The organism is Diaphorobacter nitroreducens (genome assembly GCF_002214645.1).
Classification (GTDB): Bacteria; Pseudomonadota; Gammaproteobacteria; order Burkholderiales; family Burkholderiaceae_C; genus Diaphorobacter; species Diaphorobacter nitroreducens.
In genome coordinates this window covers 3848004-3869286 of sequence record NZ_CP016278.1, presented here as the reverse complement: position 1 = coordinate 3869286, position 21283 = coordinate 3848004, and the positions used below count along the sequence as shown (strand labels likewise).

Annotated in this window: 17 protein-coding genes; 4 read left to right on the top strand and 13 right to left on the bottom strand. The window is 65.2% G+C overall.

Annotation, left to right across the window (positions count from 1 at the left end; all coding sequences use genetic code 11):
• Positions 1-313 precede the first annotated feature (313 nt).
• The 3 genes from BA022_RS18070 (at position 314) to BA022_RS18060 (ending at position 5419) form a co-directional block, all read left to right on the top strand.
• Complete coding sequence (locus BA022_RS18070; RefSeq protein WP_088888366.1) at positions 314-3232, top strand: ribonucleoside-diphosphate reductase subunit alpha; 2919 nt, start codon at positions 314-316, stop codon at positions 3230-3232.
• Positions 3233-3370: 138 nt separating this feature from the next.
• On the top strand, positions 3371-4561 hold the full coding sequence (locus BA022_RS18065; protein ID WP_088888365.1) for a ribonucleotide-diphosphate reductase subunit beta: 1191 nt from the start codon (positions 3371-3373) through the stop codon (positions 4559-4561).
• 180 nt (positions 4562-4741) lie between these two features.
• Positions 4742-5419, top strand: coding sequence for a histone (locus tag BA022_RS18060; RefSeq protein WP_088888666.1), 678 nt, complete (start codon positions 4742-4744; stop codon positions 5417-5419).
• A 97-nt stretch (positions 5420-5516) separates the two neighbouring features.
• Here the strand turns inward: BA022_RS18060 and BA022_RS18055 are convergent, their stop codons facing one another.
• The 7 genes from BA022_RS18055 to BA022_RS18025 form a co-directional block, all read right to left on the bottom strand.
• Positions 5517-6413 (bottom strand): carbohydrate kinase family protein, encoded by an 897-nt coding sequence (locus BA022_RS18055; protein WP_088888364.1) that lies wholly within the window; start codon positions 6411-6413, stop codon positions 5517-5519.
• Between the two features lie 25 nt (positions 6414-6438).
• Positions 6439-7776, bottom strand: a complete 1338-nt coding sequence (locus BA022_RS18050; RefSeq protein WP_088888363.1) for a DUF3426 domain-containing protein — start codon at positions 7774-7776, stop codon at positions 6439-6441.
• A gap of 49 nt (positions 7777-7825) precedes the next feature.
• Complete coding sequence (gene prmA, locus BA022_RS18045) at positions 7826-8719, bottom strand: 50S ribosomal protein L11 methyltransferase (RefSeq protein WP_088888362.1); 894 nt, start codon at positions 8717-8719, stop codon at positions 7826-7828.
• Positions 8720-8803: 84 nt separating this feature from the next.
• A complete protein-coding gene (gene accC / locus BA022_RS18040; protein ID WP_011806733.1) occupies positions 8804-10153 on the bottom strand; it encodes an acetyl-CoA carboxylase biotin carboxylase subunit in 1350 nt (449 codons plus the stop codon).
• Between the two features lie 113 nt (positions 10154-10266).
• Positions 10267-10740, bottom strand: a complete 474-nt coding sequence (accB, locus tag BA022_RS18035; protein WP_088888361.1) for an acetyl-CoA carboxylase biotin carboxyl carrier protein — start codon at positions 10738-10740, stop codon at positions 10267-10269.
• Positions 10741-10850: 110 nt separating this feature from the next.
• Positions 10851-11438, bottom strand: coding sequence for a TlpA family protein disulfide reductase (locus BA022_RS18030; protein WP_088888360.1), 588 nt, complete (start codon positions 11436-11438; stop codon positions 10851-10853).
• A complete protein-coding gene (locus tag BA022_RS18025) occupies positions 11435-12046 on the bottom strand; it encodes a hypothetical protein (protein ID WP_088888359.1) in 612 nt (203 codons plus the stop codon). Before BA022_RS18025 ends, BA022_RS18030 begins: the two co-directional genes overlap by 4 nt.
• Positions 12047-12262: 216 nt before the next feature.
• Here BA022_RS18025 and mpl point away from each other — a divergent pair, with 216 nt between their 5' ends.
• The gene (gene mpl, locus BA022_RS18020) at positions 12263-13687 is read left to right on the top strand and encodes a UDP-N-acetylmuramate:L-alanyl-gamma-D-glutamyl-meso-diaminopimelate ligase (protein WP_088888358.1); all 1425 of its coding nucleotides are present in this window, start codon (positions 12263-12265) and stop codon (positions 13685-13687) included.
• Positions 13688-13735: 48 nt separating this feature from the next.
• Here mpl and BA022_RS18015 read toward each other — a convergent pair whose 3' ends face one another.
• From BA022_RS18015 to BA022_RS17990, 6 genes are all read right to left on the bottom strand, one after another.
• Positions 13736-14047 carry a hypothetical protein gene (locus BA022_RS18015; RefSeq protein ID WP_011806738.1) on the bottom strand — a complete coding sequence of 104 codons (312 nt, stop codon included), beginning with the start codon at positions 14045-14047 and terminating at the stop codon, positions 13736-13738.
• 94 nt (positions 14048-14141) lie between these two features.
• Entirely contained in the window at positions 14142-15260 is a 1119-nt protein-coding gene (locus tag BA022_RS18010; RefSeq protein WP_047350663.1) for a 3-deoxy-7-phosphoheptulonate synthase, read from the bottom strand.
• 254 nt (positions 15261-15514) lie between these two features.
• A complete protein-coding gene (locus BA022_RS18005) occupies positions 15515-16063 on the bottom strand; it encodes a hypothetical protein (protein ID WP_088888357.1) in 549 nt (182 codons plus the stop codon).
• Between the two features lie 22 nt (positions 16064-16085).
• Entirely contained in the window at positions 16086-17546 is a 1461-nt protein-coding gene (gene tldD, locus BA022_RS18000) for a metalloprotease TldD (RefSeq protein ID WP_088888356.1), read from the bottom strand.
• A gap of 61 nt (positions 17547-17607) precedes the next feature.
• Positions 17608-18780 carry a rod shape-determining protein RodA gene (rodA, locus tag BA022_RS17995; RefSeq protein WP_011806742.1) on the bottom strand — a complete coding sequence of 391 codons (1173 nt, stop codon included), beginning with the start codon at positions 18778-18780 and terminating at the stop codon, positions 17608-17610.
• 56 nt (positions 18781-18836) lie between these two features.
• Entirely contained in the window at positions 18837-21260 is a 2424-nt protein-coding gene (locus tag BA022_RS17990) for a serine/threonine protein kinase (RefSeq protein WP_088888355.1), read from the bottom strand.
• Between the last annotated feature and the right edge of the window lie 23 nt (positions 21261-21283).

Here is a 21283-nt window from a genome sequence, read left to right as displayed (position 1 = left end):
CCTCGCCTTCACTGCTCAGGATGAAGTTGCACGCGCGTTTGCGCGCAAGATCGGCCAGCATGCCGCACCATGGCTCAAGCCGTCGGATGCGGGCCTGATCCTACGGGGGTTGCGACGGCAGTAGAAGGCCCGGGCGTTCAATCACGACGAAACGATCTTGCCAGCCTCTTACGGGGATACACTACCCCTAGTGTCTTGAACCATCAACACACACTAGATATAGTGTGCGGCGACAGTCTACGCCGCCGTTTCGCCGGCCGAAGGTGACTGCCCGTCCGCCTGGCCATTTCTCCGAACACCTCCGAGGACCTCCATGCACGCTGCGCCCCTATCCGTTCCTGTTGACACCCCATCGCCTGCACGGGCCACCCCGTCGGCCACGCCGACCGGGGCCCATCCACTGATGCACTACCAGATCATCCGCCGCAACGGCGCCGTGGTGCCCTTCGAGCCGCAAAAAATCGCCGTGGCGATGATGAAAGCATTCCTGGCCGTTCACGGGGCACAGGGAGCAGCCTCGGCGAGCGTGCGCGAAGTGGTCGATCAGCTGACCCAGGCAGTCGTGCGCGCGCTGATGCGCTCGCGCCCCGCAGGAGGAACGTTCCACATTGAGGACGTGCAGGACCAGGTGGAGCTGGGCTTGATGCGAGGCAGCCATCATGAGGTGGCACGCGCCTACGTGCTCTACCGCGAGCGCCGCGCGCAAGAACGCGCACAGAAGAAGGAACAACTGCTACCCCAGATGCCGGCCCTGTATGTACAGGACCAAGGTCAGCGCGTGGAGCTTGACATTCTGCGCCTGCAGAGCCTGGTAGAAGCCGCATGCACGGGCCTGGGATCGGACGTCCAGGCCGCGCCCATCATCGCGGAGACCATGCGCAACCTGTACGACGGCGTACCCATGGACGAGGTGTACAAGGCATCCATCCTCGCGGCGCGCACCCTGATCGAGAAAGATCCCGGCTACACCTACGCGACGGCACGACTGTTGCTGCACACCATCGTGCGCGAGGTGTTAGGCCGCGACGTGAATCCCGCCGACATGGCCCTGGCCTACGCCGAAAATTTTCCACAGTTCATCCGCCAGGGCGTGGACAACGAGTTGCTCGACCCGCGCCTGATGGAATTCGACCTGCAGCGCCTGGGAAGCGCACTGAAGGCCGAGCGCGACCTGCAGTTCGACTATCTTGGCCTACAGACGCTGTACGACCGCTACTTCCTGCATGTGCGCAAAACGCGCATCGAGCTGCCTCAGACCTTTTTCATGCGCGTGGCCATGGGCCTGGCGCTGCGCGAGGACGACCGCAACGCCCGCGCCATCGAGTTCTACGAACTGCTCAGCTCCTTCGATTTCATGAGCAGCACGCCCACGCTGTTCAACAGCGGCACATTGCGCTCGCAGCTGTCCAGCTGCTACCTGACGACGGTGCCCGACGAGCTGGAGGGCATCTACGAATCCATCAAGGAAAACGCCCTGCTGTCCAAGTTCGCGGGCGGCCTGGGTAACGACTGGACACGCGTACGCGCCCTCGGTGCACGCATCAAGGGCACGAACGGCGAGTCGCAAGGCGTGGTGCCGTTCCTCAAGGTGGTCAACGACACGGCCGTGGCCGTGAACCAGGGCGGCAAGCGCAAGGGTGCCGTCTGCACCTACCTGGAAAGCTGGCACCTGGACATCGAAGAATTCCTGGAGCTGCGCAAGAACACTGGCGACGACCGGCGACGGACCCACGACATGAACACGGCCAACTGGATTCCCGACCTGTTCATGAAACGCGTAATGGAAAAGGGCCTGTGGACACTGTTTTCCCCCTCGGATGTCCCTGACCTGCACGACCTGTACGGACAGGCCTTCGAGAAAGCCTACATCGCCTACGAGGCCAAGGCCGAGAGCGGCGAGCTGCCCCTGTTCAAACGCGTACCGGCCGTCGACCTCTGGCGCAAGATGCTGTCCATGCTGTTCGAGACCGGCCATCCCTGGATCACCTTCAAGGACCCGTGCAACATCCGCTCTCCCCAGCAGCATGTAGGCGTAGTGCACAGTTCCAATCTCTGTACCGAGATCACGCTCAACACCAGCGATGCAGAGACGGCCGTGTGCAACCTGGGATCGGTGAACCTCGCGCGCCATCTCAAGGACGGAGGCGTCGACCACGACAAGCTGCGCAAAACCGTGAGCACGGCCATGCGCATGCTGGACAACGTGATTGACATCAACTACTACGCCGTACAGAAGGCCAAGGACTCCAACCTGCGCCACCGCCCCGTCGGCCTGGGCCTGATGGGGTTCCAGGACGCGCTGTATGAACTGCGCATCCCCTACGCAAGCGACGCCGCAGTGGAGTTTGCCGATACCTCCATGGAGGCTCTCTGCTATTACGCCTACTGGGCCTCAACCGATCTCGCCCAAGAACGAGGCCAATACTCCAGTTACCAGGGTTCTCTGTGGTCCCAGGGCATCCTGCCGCTGGATTCACTGCAGTTGCTGGAGCAGGAACGTGGCGGGTACGTGGAGGTGGACCGTACGACCCGTCTGGACTGGGACATGCTGCGCGCCAAGATCGCGCAAGACGGCATGCGCAACTCCAACTGCATCGCCATTGCGCCCACGGCCACCATCTCTAACATCGTTGGCGTGGACGCCTCCATCGAGCCCTCCTTCGGCAATCTCTCCGTCAAATCCAACCTGTCGGGAGAGTTCACGGTCATCAACCAGTACCTGGTACGCGACCTGAAGCAGCTGGGCCTGTGGGACGACGTGATGCTCATGGACCTCAAGCACTTCAAGGGGTCGCTGCACGCGATCGACCGCGTTCCCCTCACCGTCAAGGCACTGTATGCCACGGCCTTTGAAGTCGCTCCCACCTGGCTCGTCGAAGCGGCGGCGCGTCGACAGAAATGGATCGACCAGGCGCAGAGCCTGAACATCTACATGGCCGGCGCCTCAGGCAAGAAGCTCGACGAGACATACAAGCTTGCGTGGATACGCGGTCTGAAGACCACTTACTACCTGCGCACGCAGAGCGCGACGCATGTGGAGATGAGCACCGTGAACACACGCCAGCTCAATGCCGTCGCGTCCGGCGCAAGCGACACGGGGGAGGGAACGATGGCACCAAGCTCGGCACTGAACGCTGCCGTGGCCGCAGCGCAGGCGCAGGCTGCTGCCATCCCTGCGACCGACGTGAAGTTCTGCGCCATTGACGACCCCGGCTGCGAAGCCTGCCAGTGATGCCGTGCGCATGCGGGCGCAGCGCGACACTCCGTCGCCTCGTTCGCATGTGTCGTGAAGCAACAGATCACGCCTGGCAACGCTTCGGTGCTTTTCATTTTGAAGCACTGCTTCCATAATCCGACCACTGGAAAACCTATGCTCACCTGGGACGACGAAGTCAAGCCCTCATCGCAAAAACTCTTGGACGGCAGTCACTCCAACGACCGCCCTGTGGAGCCTCCGCCAAACGGTTTCCAAGCACCCGTGTTGCAGTCCGTCGCCAGCACTTCGACGCGCACTGCCCCTACTACGTCTGCAGCACCCCAACACCGCCGCGTGTCTGCGGTCGACAAACGCATCATCAATGGCCAGACCGACGTCAACCAGCTGGTGCCGTTCAAGTACAAGTGGGCGTGGGAGAAATACCTCGCCACCTGCGCCAACCACTGGATGCCGCAGGAAGTGAACATGACGCGGGACATCGCACTCTGGAAGGACCCGAACGGCCTGACCGAGGACGAACGGCGCATCGTCAAGCGCAACCTGGGCTTCTTCGTCACGGCCGACTCGCTGGCCGCCAACAACATCGTGCTGGGCACCTACCGCCACATCACGGCGCCGGAATGCCGGCAGTTCCTGTTGCGCCAGGCGTTCGAGGAAGCCATCCACACCCATGCGTACCAGTACATCGTGGAGTCACTGGGCTTGGACGAAGGCGAAATTTTCAATGCCTACAACGAGGTCCAGTCCATCCGCGACAAGGACGAGTTCCTGATCCCCTTCATCGAAGCGATCATGGATCCGCGCTTCACGACCGGCACACCCGAGAGCGACCAGACACTACTCAAGTCGCTGATCGTTTTTGCCTGCCTGATGGAAGGTCTGTTCTTCTACGTGGGTTTCACGCAAATCCTGGCACTCGGCCGCCAGAACAAGATGACCGGCGCTGCCGAGCAGTACCAGTACATCCTGCGCGACGAGTCCATGCACTGCAACTTCGGCATCGACCTGATCAACCAGCTCAAGCTCGAAAACCCGCATCTGTGGACGGCCGAGTTCAAGGACGAGATCAAGGCCCTGTTCATCAAGGCAGTGGAACTGGAATACCGTTATGCCGAAGACACCATGCCGCGTGGCGTGCTGGGTATGAACGCCTCCATGTTCAAGGGCTACCTGCGCTACATCGCGAACCGCCGCGCCACACAGATCGGGCTGGAAGCGCTCTTTCCGAATGAAGAGAATCCATTCCCCTGGATGAGCGAGATGATTGATCTGAAGAAGGAACGCAACTTCTTCGAGACGCGCGTCATCGAGTACCAGTCGGGCGGCGCCTTGTCCTGGGACTGACATCTTCGTAGACCAGGCCATGATTTTTCAACCACGCTCCGCGCACACAGCACCGTTCGGCGCTGCGGCCTTGGGGCGTTTCCGCATTCGTGGTGACGCATATTCAGTCGTCGCCATGGATCGCTCCACGCCCAATGCAGGCGTGGGGTGCTCTTTGCAAATCGACCCAAGGAGAAAATGATGGCAACTGCGAAGAAACCCGCTGCAAAGAAAGCAGCTCCCGCTAAGAAGACGGCTCCAGCCAAGAAGGCTGCAGCGCCCGCCAAAAAGGCCGTAGCAGCCAAGAAGGCAGCGCCGGTAAAGAAGGCAGCCGCTCCTGCCAAAAACGCCGTAGCAGCCAAGAAGGCAGCCGCTCCTGCCAAAAAGGCCGTAGCAGCCAAGAAGGCAGCACCCGCCAAGAAGGCAGCCGCTCCTGCCAAAAAGGCCGTAGCAGCCAAGAAGGCAGCACCCGCCAAGAAGGCAGCCGCTCCTGCCAAAAAGGCCGTAGCAGCCAAGAAGGCAGCACCCGCCAAGAAGGCAGCCGCTCCTGCCAAAAAGGCCGTAGCAGCCAAGAAGGCAGCGCCCGCCAAGAAGGCAGCCGCGCCCGCCAAAAAGGCCGTAGCAGCCAAGAAGGCAGCGCCCGCCAAGAAGGCAGCCGCGCCCGCCAAAAAGGCCGTAGCAGCCAAGAAGGCAGCGCCCGCCAAGAAGGCAGCCGCGCCCGCCAAAAAGGCCGTAGCAGCCAAGAAGGCAGCGCCCGCCAAGAAGGCAGCCGCGCCCGCGAAGAAGGCTAAGGCTCCTGCCGCAGCGCCTGCTCCTGTCGCGCAAACAACGCTGAACCCGCAAGCCGCATGGCCCTTCCCTACGGGTGGCAAGCCATAAGGCTACGGGACAGTCCAGCCTACGACCCGGTGCTTGCACCGGGTTTTTTTATGGCGAATCCGCAGTCAGAAACGCTTCTTCAATCCCAGCCACTCGCTCAGTCGGGTTGGAAGTCCAGTTGGTAATTCTGCGGACCACGTTGTGCGATCTTGAGGGCGCCCAGCCGGTTGCCCAACTGAGCGCAACGTGCCAGGGTCCACCCCTTCTCCAGGCCGTAGAGCAAACCGCCACGCCAGGCATCCCCGCAGCCCGTGGGGTCTACCACCTGCGCCGGTTGAACAGGGGGAACATGCGTCCTGACACCCTGTTCCCAAATTTCACATCCCTGTGCTCCCAGTGTGACGATCAGGCCGCGGACCCGATGCGAGATCTCTGCCAGGCTCCAGCCCGTACGGTCGCACAACATCTTGCCTTCGTAGTCATTGACGGCGATCCAGCTCGCCTGCTCGATGAATCGACGCAGGTCTGCGCCATCGAACATGGGCAATCCCTGTCCCGGATCGAACACGAACGGAATGCCTGCCTCGACGAATTGCACCGCGTGCTGCAGCATGGCCTCACGGCCGTCCGGCGCGATGATGCCCACGTGCGCACCCGCGTCGGTTGGGATGCGGTGCAGGTGGGCCTGCATCATGGCACCGGGGTGGAACGCCGTGATCTGGTTGTTGTCCCGATCGGTCATGATCATCGCCTGGGCGGTGTACGTATCCTCCACGCGGCCGACAAAGCGGGTGTCGACGCCGAGTTGCTGCAGTCGCGCCAAGTATTCGCCGCCATCAGCGCCCAGCATGGCCATGGGCAGCGGGTTGCCTCCCAACAGCTTGAGGCTGTATGCGATATTGCCAGCGCATCCACCAAAATCGCGGCGCAATGTGGGAACGAGAAACGACACATTCAGGATATGCAGTTGCTCGGGCAATATTTGCTCTGCAAAACGCCCATCGAACGTCATGATGGTGTCGAAGGCCAGGGAACCGCAAATCAGCGCAGCCATAGGGTCAAAGCTCAAGAGTAAAAAATCAGGGATAGAAGGCCACCAGCCGATAGCCGGCCACCTGCGCAGCGCCCTGGATCACCTGCAACGGCAGTGCACCGCTCCACACGAAACCTGGTGCCAATTCCAGGGGGGCCCCCAGTTCGTCACGCAGCAATACGCGCCGCACAATGGGTTGGTCTTGCGCATCCGTCAGCGTGAGTTCCAGCGCCGGCATCGCAACGGCCTGGGTCGACGTATTCTTCACGCTCATCTGCAACTGGTACCCGGACGGATCGTGGCGCGCCTTCAGAAACGATGAGCTGTCGATGACCACTGCCGTGATGTGCCGTGGAGGTTGCAGCACGCACTGCAAGCGCCCGCACAGTCGTTCCATCCAGGCGCGGGCCACGGGATGACGCGATGCGATGTCGTCCCTTTCCTGGATGGCTATTTGGAGAAGCAAGGCCACCACCAACGTCAAGCCGACCAAGAACAGGCCCACACGCACGGAGGGCCTGCGCCAGAACGCGTTGCGGCGCGCAGCCTTCACGAAGCCAGGTTCAATGACGGGGTCCGTGCGGTCGTCGGCGTGCCCTTCTTCCCGCGCCAGCGATGGCGCGCCTGCATCCTCCGATGGCGCCAGGGACTCCAGCGGTTCAGCCGGACTGGGCGCCATCTCTGGTGATTCGATGGTCTCCTGCGCGGCCCTCCCCGTAGCGGACGTGCCCCCCTCCTCTGTGGGCATCGGTGAAACCAGAACGGCAGGGGCTTCCGCGGATTCGTGGCTGCTGGGTTCCTCCGATTCCGCATCGTCCTCAAGAGGCGCCGCCGGTAACTCGTAACCCTGCGGGAGCGTATGGACTGGCGGGGCGGGAATATCGCGCGCGGCTGGAGAGAGCGGCGCCGCATCGGCATCCACCGGGGGCGTGGCCATTGCTTTCGACGTCTTTGCAGGCGCTGCGCCCTCCGGATTCGCCAGCAGAAAGGCAGGGACCGGGGGCGGTGGGGGAACCCATGGTGGAGGTTCGCTTTCCGTACGCAGGCCTTCATCCACCGCGGGAACCACTTCCTGCGGTGCACACGCGGCCGCTGCAGACATCACCGGGTCCGGCGCAAGCGATGTTGGAGCCTCCACATGCCGCGCACTGCCCCAGACCTGAATGCCTTCCGAGGCTTTACCGACGGGCTGTGGCGGAGGCTTGAGCGCATCCAGAAGCAGGTCGGAAAGCAACGGCTCCGCCTCCTGCACCTTCAAGTGCTGCGATGCATCGAACACTTCCTTGCAGTGCCCGCATCGCACCCAGCCTTCCGATATCCGCAGCTGATCGGCAACCACCCGAAAGGTGGTGGAGCAGTGGGGGCAGCGGGTGATCTGGCTCATCGGCTGTGGATTGTAGGGGCCCCTCTACGGCCCCGCGCAGCCCGCGCGGTTAGCGACGCGCGGTCATCAGGATCCAGCCATCCTCACGGTCCGACACCTGCAGCTGCAGCCACGGCGCATAGGCCTCCTGCAGCTCCTCCGCCTGCCGCTCCAGGATGCCGGCCAGCACAAGGTGCCCGCCCTGCGCAACATGGCCGCTGAGCAAGGGCGCCAGCACCTTCAGCGGCGTCGCCAGAATATTCGCCAACACGGTCTGGTATTGCCCTTGCGCCCGCTCGGGCAGACCCGCGTTCACCTGCACGCCGTTGGCTTGCGCATTTTGTCGCGTGGATTCCACGGCTGCCGTGTCAATGTCCACCGCGTCGATCTCTGTGGCGCCAAATTTCGCGGCGCCGATCGCCAGGATGCCGGAGCCGCAGCCATAGTCGAGCACGCGCCCCAGCGCCTGCCCGGCCGCGTCGCCATGTTTGGCAATCCAGCGCAGGCACATGCGCGTGGTTGGGTGGGTTCCCGTGCCAAAGGCCAGCCCTGGATCCAGGCGGATGCTACGGCGCGCAGCCGCGGGCATCTCGTGCCACGTCGGCACGATCCAGAAATCGGGCGTGATGTCCACCGGCGCGAACTGGGATTGCGTGAGCCGGACCCAGTCCTGCTCCTGCACCACACTCACCCCCTGCACGATGCAGCCCTCGAAGAAATCCTGGGCCTGCAACAGTTGCCGCGCCTCCTCGGCCGCCTCTTGCGTAGGAAACAGGGCAGTGATGCGGCTACGCTGCCAACCCTCACGCGGGGCCGGCATGCCAGGTTCTCCAAAAAGCGCCTGCTCGGCATCGGTGTGCGCGTCGGCATCTTCCACGGACACGCTCAAGGCTTCCAGCGCATCGAGCGCGTCGCTCACGGTCTCCACCCGTTCCTCGGGACACAACAGGTTCAGCTCGAACATGGGATCAACCTCCTTGCACGCGATCCATGAAAAAAGCTGGCATCCGTTTCCGGATGCCAGCGGGCAGGTCAGAAGTGCTGACGATCAGCGCTGGCGCTGCGACAGCCACTCCTCCAAGTAGTGGATGTTGGTGCCGCCCGCTACGAACTTGGCGTCCACCATGAGTTCGCGGTGCAGCGCCACGTTGGTATTGATGCCTTCGATCACCGTTTCCGACAGTGCCGTGCGCATGCGCGCCAGGGCTTGCTCGCGCGTATCGCCGTGCACGATGATCTTGCCGATCATGGAGTCGTAATTCGGCGGCACGTAGTAGTTCGTATAGGCGTGCGAGTCCACGCGCACGCCCGGGCCGCCAGGCGCGTGCCACATCGTGATGCGCCCCGGCGACGGGATGAACTTGTAGGGGTCCTCGGCGTTCACCCGGCATTCGATCGCATGGCCATGGATCTGAACCTGGCGCTGAGTGAACGGCAGTTTTTCGCCCGCAGCCACCATGATTTGCGTGCGCACGATGTCCACGCCCGTGATCCACTCGGTCACCGGGTGCTCCACCTGCACGCGGGTGTTCATCTCGATGAAGTAGAACTCGCCGTTCTCGTACAGGAACTCGAACGTACCCGCACCGCGGTAGCCGATCTTCTTGCAGGCAGCCACGCAGCGTTCGCCAATCTTCTCGATCAGCTTGCGCGGAATACCCGGTGCCGGCGCTTCCTCGATCACCTTCTGGTGGCGACGCTGCATGGAGCAGTCGCGCTCGCCCAAGTACACGGCATTGCGGTACTTGTCGGCCAGTATCTGGATCTCTATATGGCGCGGGTTCTGGAGGAATTTCTCCATGTACACGGCCGGGTTGCCAAAGGCGGCCTGCGCCTCGGCCTTGGTCATCTGCACCGCATTAACCAGCGCCGCCTCGGTGTGCACCACCCGCATGCCACGGCCGCCACCACCGCCAGCGGCCTTGATGATGACCGGGTAACCGATGCTCTTGGCAATGCGGCGGATCTGCACCGGATCATCCGGCAACTCGCCATCGGAGCCCGGCACGCAGGGTACGCCCGCGCGGATCATGGCCTGCTTGGCCGACACCTTGTCACCCATCATGCGGATGGAGTCGGGCGTCGGGCCGATGAACTGGAACCCGCTCTTTTCGACCCGTTCGGCGAAATCGGCATTTTCCGACAGGAAGCCATACCCCGGGTGAATGGCCTCGGCGTCCGTCACCTCGGCCGCCGAAATGATGGCAGGCATGTTGAGGTAGGACAGCGGCGAGGGCGCGGGGCCGATGCACACAGCCTCCTCCGCCAGCTTGACATATTTGGCGTCGCGGTCGGCCTCGGAATAGACCATCACGGCCTTCACGCCCAGTTCGTGGCAGGCACGCTGGATTCGCAGGGCAATCTCGCCGCGATTGGCGACCAAAATCTTCTTAAACATGGTTGGCCTCGCGGCTCAAGGCCGCATGCAGACAAAAACCCGCGCCAGCGCCTGGTGCTGCCAGGCACGCGCAACGAGCGCATGCGGCGGGGGCTGAAGCGCTCATGCGCGGCTTACTCGATGACGAACAGCGGCTGCCCGTATTCCACCGCCTGCCCGTTCTCACCCAGGATGCGGGTCACCGTGCCGGACTTGTCGGCCTCGATCTCGTTCAGGATCTTCATGGCTTCGACGATGCACACCGTGTCACCTTCCTTGACCTTGCTGCCCACCTCGACAAACGGCTTCGCGCCCGGGCTGGACGCGCGATAGAACGTACCCACCATGGGCGACTTGACGATATGGCCAGAAGGGGCCGCCGCCGCGGGGGCAGGCAATTCAGCGACGGGCGCGGTGGGCGCGGTGGGCGCGGCCGCTACGGGCGCGGCGGCCATGGGTGTTTGGACGGGAGCGGCGACGAACTGCTGCACCACGGCCCCGCCGCTCTTCACGATGCGGACCTTGCCCTCGGCTTCGGTGATCTCGAGTTCAGAAACATTCGACTCGGAGACCAGATCGATGAGGGTCTTGAGTTTTCGCAAATCCATGGGGGCTCCAACGGCTAGAAACGGAATGGGGAGCGAATTTACCCTAATTTCGGACTATTTCACCGAAACGACCCCAATTGCCACCATCTCCATTGAGGAAACACAGGCGCTCACCACGTTGTGGACCAGCCTTGGAGATCCTGCGCCGTTAGTTGGCCCATTTTACGCTTCAAAATGCTGCCATTTGCGCCAAACAGTACGGTAAAGGGCAGCCCGCCCTTTTCGTTGCCCAGCCCGCGTGCCAGGTCGGTGCCGCCCAGCCCCCCCAAGGCGATTGGGAAATCGAGAGGCATGCGCTCTAGAAATTTGCGCACGTTGGAAGGCTGATCGATCGCCAAGCCCACAACCTGCCACCCTTTGGCGCGGTGTTCCCCATAAAAGGCATTGAGCAGCGGCAGTTCTTCCACGCACGGGGGGCACCAGGTGGCCCAAAAATTCAACAGCAGGGGGCGACCCCGCAAGGCGGCCATGGACAGCACTTCGCCCGCCGGGCCTTCAAACTGCGCGTCCCAGACGGCGTCGGACACGCCCTCCTGCACCGGGCCCGGCCGCAGCCGCCAGGCCGCCAGGCCCGCTCCTCCCAGGGCGGCAAGGGCACCGGCCCCCACCAGCAGCCAGCGGCGGCGGCGGAGCGGATGGGCGCTCGGCGCCTTTGCGGAATCGGCAGACGCCGAAGAGGAAAGAGTGGGCTCGTTCATGAAGACAGGGTGGAAGTAGGCATTTCCTGCAGCAACCGGCGCACGGCTTGCAGATCACCCCGGGGCGCGCGCCCCCGGGCGTCGGGGCGCAGCGCGCCACGCAGGTCGTCCAGGTCATAGATCAGCAGATGCACGCCGATCTCTTCGTGCAACGCGGCGGATCGGCTGCTCAGACTCAAAGCATCGACCGGCTCGCCCCGCAAACCCATGACGGTGCGCGGCTCGTAATTCACATGGTGGTCGATGAGGGCAATCTCGGCCGATTTGGGATCGTCGCAGAACAGCGCCAGGTAGATGTCGGACAGCCGTGTGGCCGTGCCGTGCCAGACCGCACCGCCCAGGTAGGGGCGGAAGTCCTGCATGCGTTGCATCCACACCAGTGCCAATTCGCGCAGCGCCCGCAATTCGGAGGGTTGGGTATCGGCGCAAAACAGGCCGATGTACTCCCGCACGGCGTCCTCGACGAGGTCGTTGTCGGGCAGCGGCGTGCGCTGGGGCAGCCCCAGTTCCTTGACCGCGCGGCGCTTGGCCGCCCCCCACTCCAGCCCCTCCTCGACCACCAGGCGGGCTGCGGCATTGGCGATTTCGATGGCAAGGGCGTTTTGCATGGCGGCACGGTCCAGAACGCAGGACGTCCATTGTCGCCCCAATGCCCCGCAATACCGTCGACGCAACCGTGACGGCGCACCCGCCGCAGGGGCAATGCACCATGCATCCGCCATTTGCTCCTTATTCGATAGCTGTTCGCGCTTGATCAACGGGCGTTAGACCCATTTTACTCATAAATCCTGGAGGTTCCACCGAGGTCCATAGAATCGGGAGCCATGCATATACACATCCTGGGCATCTGCGGCACGTTCATGGGCGGCCTGGCCGCGCTGGCGCGCGAGGCGGGCCACCGTGTCACCGGCTGCGACGCCGGCGTCTACCCTCCCATGAGCGACCAGTTGCGCGCCTTGGGAATAGAGTTGATCGAAGGCTATGGCGCCGACCAGCTCGCGCTGAAGCCTGACATGTTCGTGGTGGGCAACGTGGTCAGCCGCGCGCGGCTGGCGGACGGCACGCCGAAGTTTCCGCTGATGGAGGCCATCCTCGACGCGGGCGCGCCCTATACCAGCGGGCCGCAATGGCTGGCCGAGCATGTGCTACAGGGCCGCCATGTGCTGGCCGTCGCCGGCACGCACGGCAAGACGACCACCACGTCCATGCTGGCCTGGATTCTGGAATGCGCGGGCCTGGCGCCCGGCTTCCTGGTGGGCGGTGTGCCGATGAACTTCGGCGTATCCGCGCGTCTGGGCGCACCCGTACGGCCCCTGGCCGGGCCAGGACCGCTCGCCACGGCGCCGCTGTTCGTGATCGAGGCCGATGAATATGACACCGCGTTCTTCGACAAGCGCAGCAAATTCGTGCACTACCGCCCCCGCACCGCCGTGCTGAACAACCTGGAGTTCGATCACGCCGACATCTTTGACGACCTGGGCCAGATCGAACGGCAGTTCCACCACTTGGTGCGCACGGTGCCGCCCTCGGGCCGCGTGGTGGTCAACGGGCTGGAGGAGAGCCTGGCACGCGTACTGCACGCCGGCTGCTGGAGCGGCGTGGCCAACTTTGGCACCGCGGTGAGCGACTTTGGCGCGCAAGGCGAGCCGCACGATTTCGAGGTGCTGCAGCGGGGCCGCACAGTGGCACGCGTGCAGTGGTCGCTGACGGGCGTGCACAACCAGCTCAATGCCCTGGCTGCCATCGCGGCCGCCGAGCATGTGGGCGTGACGCCGGCCCAGGCGGCCGAGGCGCTGGCGCGCTTCGAGAACGTCAAGCGCCGCATGGAGCTGCGCGGCATGGTGCGGGGCATCGCTGTCTATGACGACTTTGCGCACCATCCCACGGCGCTGCGCACCACGCTGGACGGACTGCGCCGGCGCGTGGGCCCCAAGGGCGAAGGCCGCGGGCGCATCCTGGCGGTGTTCGAGCCGCGCAGCAACACCATGAAGCTGGGCACCATGAAGGCGCAGTTGCCCTGGGCGCTGGAGCCGGCCGACCTGGCCTTCTGCCATACCGCCGGCCTGGACTGGGACGCCGCTGCGGCGCTGGCCCCCATGGGTGCGCGCGCGCAGACGGCGGCCGACCTGCCCACGCTGGTGGGCCAGATCCGCGCGGCGGTGCAGCCGGGCGACCACATCGTCTGCATGAGCAACGGCAGCTTTGGCGGAGTGCACGCCCAACTGCTCGCAGAACTATCAAAACAATAGCTTCTAGCGCTTGATTAATAAGCGCTAGCAGCCTTTTTGGCTTGAGACTTAGAAGCTGACAGCCATGCCCGGCACGTCCACGCGCACGACGGGCCTGGCAAGCGCAGCGACGGTGGCGCGGGCAAACTGGCCGGACCATGCAGGATCGGCCAGCAGCGTCGCCCCCGCGGCGCGGGCCACGGTCAGCACCTTGTCGGCCAGCAGCACCTTGCCGCTGGCGCGCAGCGGCTCGCATTCCAGGCGTAGAAATTCATCGTCCAGCCAGCGGCGCGCGTCCTCGTGCGACAGGGGCTGTCCCCCCTGCGCGTCCAGACGGAATTCCTGATCGGGGCTCAGGGTGACCAATACTTCGCTGTGCATGAGCTGTCTCGCCTCTTGATGGAATAGTGTTGACGGGTGAACGGGACGGCGCGGCCGCGCCATTCCCGTGCCGCGAGCTTACACCGCGCCCGCTTCAGCGCGCGCGCCGCGCTTGCACGGCGGCCGCCAGCTCGGCCAGGCAGGCAACGGAGTCGTCCCAGCCCAGGCAGGCATCGGTGATGCTCTTGCCGTATTCCAGCGCCGTGGCATCGTCCTTGCCCGGCGTGAACTTCTGCGCTCCGGGCTGCAGGTGGCTTTCCACCATCACGCCGAACACGCTGCGCGAGCCGCCTGCGATCTGCGCGGCGATGTCGCGCGCCACATCGCGCTGCTTCTCGTGCTGCTTGCTGCTATTGGCATGGCTGCAGTCCACCATCAGCGACGCCGGCAGGCCGGCGGCCTCCAGGTCCTTGCAGGCCGCGGCAACGCTGGCGGCGTCGTAGTTGGGCGCCTTGCCGCCGCGCAGGATCACGTGGCAATCCTTGTTACCCGCGGTATGCACGATGGCCACCTGGCCGTTCTTGTGCACCGACAGGAAGTGGTGGCCGCGGCTGGCGGACTGGATGGCATCGGTGGCGATGCGGATGTTGCCGTCGGTGCCGTTCTTGAAGCCGATGGGGGCCGAAATGCCGGAGGCCAGTTCGCGGTGTACCTGGCTTTCGGTGGTGCGCGCGCCGATGGCGCCCCAGCTGATCAGGTCGCCGATGTACTGGGGCGAGATCACGTCCAGGAACTCGCTGCCCGCCGGCACGCCCAGGCGGTTGATGTCGATGAGCAGCTGGCGCGCGATGCGCAGGCCCTCGTCGATGCGGTAGCTGCCGTCCAGGTAGGGGTCGTTGATCAGGCCCTTCCAGCCCACGGTGGTGCGGGGCTTCTCGAAGTACACGCGCATCACCACTTCCAGCTGGTCCTTGTACTGCTCACGCACGGCCTTGAGCTTGCGCGCATAGTCCACCGCGGCGTGCGGGTCGTGGATCGAACAGGGGCCGATGATGACGAGCAGCCGGTCGTCCTCGCCGCTCATGATGCGTTGGATGCTGCGGCGTGTGTTGGCAATCAGCGACTCCACCTCCGACCCGCGGATCGGGAAGAAGCGAATCAGGTGGTCTGGAGGAGGAAGCACGGTGATGTCCTTGATGCGTTGGTCGTCGGTTTCGCTGGTTTTCTCGACGTTGGGATACCAGGCATCGCTGCTGGAGACATGGGCGTTCATGGGTGCTTCCTCTCGGGTGTGTGGGGGGTGAAGATGGAAAACGGAGAACAGATAACAAAAAACCGCCGGGCTTTTCAGCTTCGGCGGTTTCTTAGAGAAGGGGGCTCAGTCTGGGTGCGCGCGTACCTCTCATCCGCCAGGGACAGAGAACCAAAAGTAAAAGTAAAACGCGCTGTGAACTGACATGCGAACCAATGTAGCACGTATTGCGGCACCGCAACATAGGCACCGTGTTGCCGTCGCGCTACAACCGCTTACGGATGCCGTCCCTCGAACCACCACCGGCGCAGGCGCGCCAGCAGTGGCGCACGCGGTGGAAGCTCCGCGACAGGCCGGGTGTCGGGCGCCGATCGCTCCATGCAAGGGTCGCCCTGCATATAGATGTCGAGCACCAGCCGCGCCTCTCCCAGCGTGCGCCACGCCTGCCGCTCGAACGCGCCGAAGCGCTCGGCCTCAGAGGGGCTGCGCTGCTGCAAGGCCTGCTGCCATTGCGCCAGGGCATCGCGCAATTCGCGCAACGCGCGCTGGTAGACACCGAATTCATACAGCGCATGCCAGGCCGACCCCATGCCTGTGAGGTGCAACTGGTGGCGCCTTGCGCAATACGCCAGCGCCTCGGCGCTGCGCCGCACGGCCTCGGGCCCCAGCTGCCCCCGGCGCGCGCGCGTGGCGGCCTCGATATGCTGGGCCAGCTCGCCCAGGCTGTCGCGCAGCGCACGCGCGTCCTCGTCCGCCTCGCCGCCGTGCGGATTACGGTCCGGATCGGTGAAAGTCTGCGGGCGGCTGGAGAGTGGCGTGGGCATGGCACACAACCGGCCGCGGCGCTCAGGCCGTGCCGCCCACCGTCAGGCCATCGATGCGCATGGTGGGCTGGCCCACTCCCACGGGCACGCTCTGGCCTTCCTTGCCGCAGGTGCCCACACCGCTGTCCAGGCGCATGTCGTTGCCGATCATGGTCACCTTCTTGAGCGACTCCGGGCCGCTGCCGACGATGGTCGCGCCCTTCACGGGGTACTGGATCTTGCCGTTTTCCACCCAGTAGGCCTCGCTCGCGGAGAACACGAACTTGCCGCTGGTGATGTCCACCTGTCCGCCGCCAAAGTTGGTGGCGTACAGGCCCTTCTTGATGCTGGCGACGATTTCCTGCGGGTCCTTGTCGCCGCCCAGCATGTAGGTATTGGTCATGCGCGGCATGGGGATGTGGGCATAGCTCTCTCGCCGGCCGTTGCCCGTGGGCTTGACACCCATGAGGCGCGCATTCATCGCGTCCTGGATGTAGCCCTTCAATATGCCGTCCTCGATGAGCACGTTGCGCTGCGTGGCGTGGCCCTCATCGTCCACGTTGAGCGAGCCGCGGCGGTCGGCCAGCGTGCCATCGTCCAGCACGGTGACGCCCTTGGCCGCCACGCGCTGCCCGATGCGGCCGCTGAAGGCACTCGACCCCTTGCGGTTGAAGTCGCCCTCCAGCCCGTGGCCCACGGCCTCGTGCAGCAGCACACCGGGCCAACCGGGGCCCAGCACCACGGTCATCTCGCCCGCGGGCGCGGGGCGCGACTCGAGGTTGACCAACGCAGCATTCACGGCTTCATGGACATACTGCCCGATCTGCTCGTCGGTGAAATAGGCCAGACCGAAGCGCCCGCCCCCGCCGGCCGAGCCCACCTCGCGGCGGCCGTTCTGCTCGGCGATGACGGTGATCGACAGGCGCACCAGCGGGCGCACGTCGGCGGCCATCAGCCCATCGGCACGCGCCACCAGCACCACGTCGTACTCGCTGGCCAGGCCCGCCATGACCTGCACCACGCGCGGGTCCTTGGCGCGGGCGCATTGCTCGGCGCGCTCCAGCAGGCGCACCTTGTCGGTGCTGTCCATCGAGGCGATGGGGTCGATGTGCGGGTACAGCGAACGGCTGTTTGCTATCTTTTTGGAAGCTATTCGCGCGCGTCCCACCTTATCCGCGGCCGAAATAGACCGCACGGTACGGGCCGCGTCGAGCAGCGAGGCCTCGGAAATATCGTCCGAGTAGGCGAAGGCCGTCTTCTCGCCGCTCACCGCGCGCACGCCCACGCCCTGGTCGATGGAGAACGAGCCCGTCTTGACGATGCCCTCCTCCAGGCTCCAGCCTTCGCTGCGCGTGTACTGGAAGTACAGGTCGGCGTCGTCCACGCGGTGCGCGCGGATCTCCGCCAGGGCGCGGGAGAGGTGGGACTCGTCCAGGCCGAAGGGGGTGAGCAGCAGCTCACGGGCCAGGCCCAGGCGTTCGATGGTGGGTTCGCGGGAAATCATCGGCCGATTGTAGGCAGGCGCCCTAGACCCTGCGTGCACGCAGGTTCCCTCCGCAGCCCCGCTACCGCGCCCGCGGCGGCCCCTGCTCGGGCTGGTGCTGTGCGCGTGCCACCGACATCAGCACCCCCAGCGCCAGCCCCAGCGTGACCATGGCCGTGCCGCCGTAGCTGACGAACGGCAGCGGCACCCCCACCACGGGCAGGATGCCGCTGACCATGCCCATGTTCACGAAGGCATAGGTGAAGAAGATCATCGCCACGGCACTCGCCATGAGGCGCCCGAACAGCGTATTGGCGTTGGCCGCAATCGCCAGCCCGCGCCAGACCAGCAGCACAAAGCAGACGATCAGGGTGAGGTTGCCCACCAGGCCGAACTCCTCGGAGAACGCGGCGAAGATGAAGTCGGTCGTGCGCTCGGGGATGAACTCCAGGTGCGTCTGCGTGCCGGCCATGAAGCCCTTGCCCCACACGCCGCCCGAGCCGATGGCGATCATGCCCTGGATGATGTGAAAGCCCTTGCCCAGCGGATCGCGCGTGGGGTCCAGCAGCGTGCAGATGCGCTGCTGCTGATAGTCGTGCAGCACCGGCCAGCGCACGCCCTCGGCGCACAGTTGCGGCTCGAACCAGACGATGAGCGCAATGCCCACCGCGCCCAGCAGCACCGGCGGCACCACCAGCTTCCAGGGCAGGCCCGCAAAGAAAATCACCGACAGCCCCGCGGCCATCACCAGCAGCGAGGTGCCCAGGTCGGGCTGTTTCATGATCAGGCCCACGGGCACCATGAGCAGCGCCCCCGCCACCACGAAGTCCAGCGCACGCAGCTGGCCTTCGCGCTTCTGAAACCACCAGGCCAGCATCAGTGGGGTGGCGATCTTCAGCAGCTCGCTGGGCTGGATCACCACACCCACGTTGATCCAGCGCTGCGCCCCCTTCTTGGTGATGCCGAACAGCGCCACGCCCACCAGCAGCGCCACGCCCAGCGTGTACAACGGCACGGCCAGCATCATCAGCCGCTGCGGCGGCACCTGGGCCACCACGAACAGGATGCCTGCGGCCAGCAGCATGTTGCGGCCATGGTCGTAAAAGCGCGTGCCGTGATCGAAACCCGACGAATACATGGCCACCAGGCCGATGGATGACAACGCCAGCAGCAGCGCGATGAGCGGCCAGTCAAAGCCGCGCAGCAGCGGCAGGAGGCGTTGCGGCAGGGAAGGTTTGTCGAAAGCGGCGGCCATGGGGCGCGATTATCGGGCGCTAGGCCAAGCCCCCTGCGTGATTCCAGGACTAGGCATCAGTCGGCCTGGCGAAACGCCAGCACCAGCTGGTTGCGCAGCGTGCGCAGCTGCCCCTGCACCTTGTCGTCCACCACCAGGCCGCCAGGGCGCTCATGGTCGGCATAGATGAGAGCAAAGGGACGCTGCTTGATCGACAGCGGCAGCAGCAGAAAGCTGGTGGCATCGAAGCTGCCGAGGAACCATGCCGGCAGACGCGCTCGCACACGCTCCTCGGTGGCGTCGGCAATCAGGGTATCGGCGCCCCGCTGGCACACGGCGGCAAACAGGTCATCCGCGTCCTTCAGGGGCACGGCCAGGGCGCGCACGGCGTCTGCGCTGCCCTCGCCCAGTCCGAAACGCCCGGTCATGCGCTCGGTCTTGACCTCGCGCAGGCAGAACACGATGCGCCGCGCGCCCAGGGCACGCAGCATGGTTTCCAGCACCATGCGCACGATGTCATTCAGGCGGAAGTCCTCCACCATGGCGTTGCTGACCTCCTGGATGCCAGCGGCCAGCACCTCGGCCGCCTGGCTGACGGAAGACGCCGCATCAGTGGACTGCGCCAGCGTCAGGGGCAGGGTCTGCAGGGCGTCGTAATGCAGCTCATGGCCCGTGGCCGGGTCGGCCAATACCGGCGGCGCATCCAGGGCGGCGGGCGGAGCCAGCAGTCGCGCCGCGGGCGAGCCCTTGTCCACGCGCAAGTCCAGGGCGTCGGCCATGGCGATGAGCTGCTCGCGTGCCAGCACCGTGGCCTTGACGAACTCCTGCTGCGTCATGGAGAAAGCGACCGCATAGTGCGCCGCCAGCTGCTGCAGGCGGGCGCCAGCGGGTTCCGGCTCATGCTGCAGCATGATGGTGGCCGCCTCGTTCGCGGCACGTCCCACCCAGCGCAACCGCTCCACGCCCTCGGGCGGGCGCTGCGGCGGCCGCCCCTGCGGCGGTCGTATGCAGCGCTGCAGGGAATCGGGCAGGCTCCACACACGCGCCACGCCGACACCCAGGTCTTCCAGGCTCAGTCCCAACACCTGCAAAGCCGCGGCCTCATCGCCCCCCGACGGCCGGTCAGAGGCCACCAGCGCACGGATCTGGGCCGCCTCCTCCGGGAAATAAAACGAGCACAGCATGCGCCCCAGGCCCTGGAACATCGCGCCGAGAAACGCTTCCTCGCGCTGGTCGCTCGGCCCGCACAGCTGCGCCGCCACGGCGCCGGCCATCATGGTGCGCAAGAATTCCTCGCGCATCTGCTTGGCATGCCCCCGGTCCTGCATGTGCTCCAGCAGCACCAGCGACAGCGCCATGTTGCGCACCGCATTGAAGCCCACCAGGCTCACCGCGCGCGAGACCGTGCCGATGCCGCCCCCCAGGTGGGAAAAGGGGGCGCTGTTGACCAATCGCAGCAGCTTGTTGGTGAGGGCAACGCTCTTGAGGATCTCGTTGGTCAGATCGGCAATGCTGTCGTCCTCCGAGTGGGTCATGCGCTGGATGCGCGCCACCGAATCGGACAGCGCCGGAAAGTCACTCTTGTGGCGCATGCGCCGCAGCAGGAAGTCCAGCGCGGCATTGCTTGCCGCGGTAGGGGCGCTCACCGGCGCCGCCCAGGCACGCAAGGCATCGCACATTTCCTGCGCGCTGGCGTAGCGCTCGGCAGGGTCGCGCGCCAGGGCCCGGCGCAGGATGGAGCGCAGGCCATCGTCCACGCCCGCCCCCAGATCCTCGGGCAGCTGCGGCGCGTGGCGGGCGACATGCGCGAGCGCCTGCGCCCGATCGCGCTCAGTAATCAAGCGCCTGCCGGTGAGCAGTTCCACGAGCACCAGCGCAGCGGCGTAGATGTCCGACGCGGGCGCGGGCGCCGCGCCCGCCACCGCTTCTGGCGCCATGTAGGCCGGCGTGCCGCGCGCAATGGGGCCGCCCCCAGGGCTGGCCATGGCCGCGGCGATGCCGAAATCCATGATCCGCGCATGGCGCTGGACATCCACCATCACGTTCGACGGCTTCAGGTCGCAGTGCACGATGCCGGCCTCATGCGCCGCCTGCAGCCCTTCGAGCACGTCCACCATCAGCTCCACCGCGTCGTGCACCGCACAGCGGCCCTGATGCGCCAGATGCTCGGCCAGCGTGCAGCCTGGCACATATTCGAACACCAGGTAGGGCTGGCCTTCGTGCACGTCGGCCTCGAACACCGGCACGATGCGCGGGTGCGACAGCCGGCCCACATGGCGCGCCTCGCGCAGCCACTGCTCCTGCGCCTGCGCGTCGCCGCCGTCGGCCAGCCACTTGACCGCGACCTCGCGGTGCAGGCGCGTGTCCCGCGCCAGCCACACGGTCGCCTGCGCGCCCCGGCCCAGCACGTGCTGCAACTCGAATCGCCCCAGGCGCTGGCGAGCGGGCATGGCGCCCGCTGCAGCGCCCAGGGTGGCCGGACGGGAAACGGAATCGGGCATGGCGTAAGCTGGCTACAAGATCC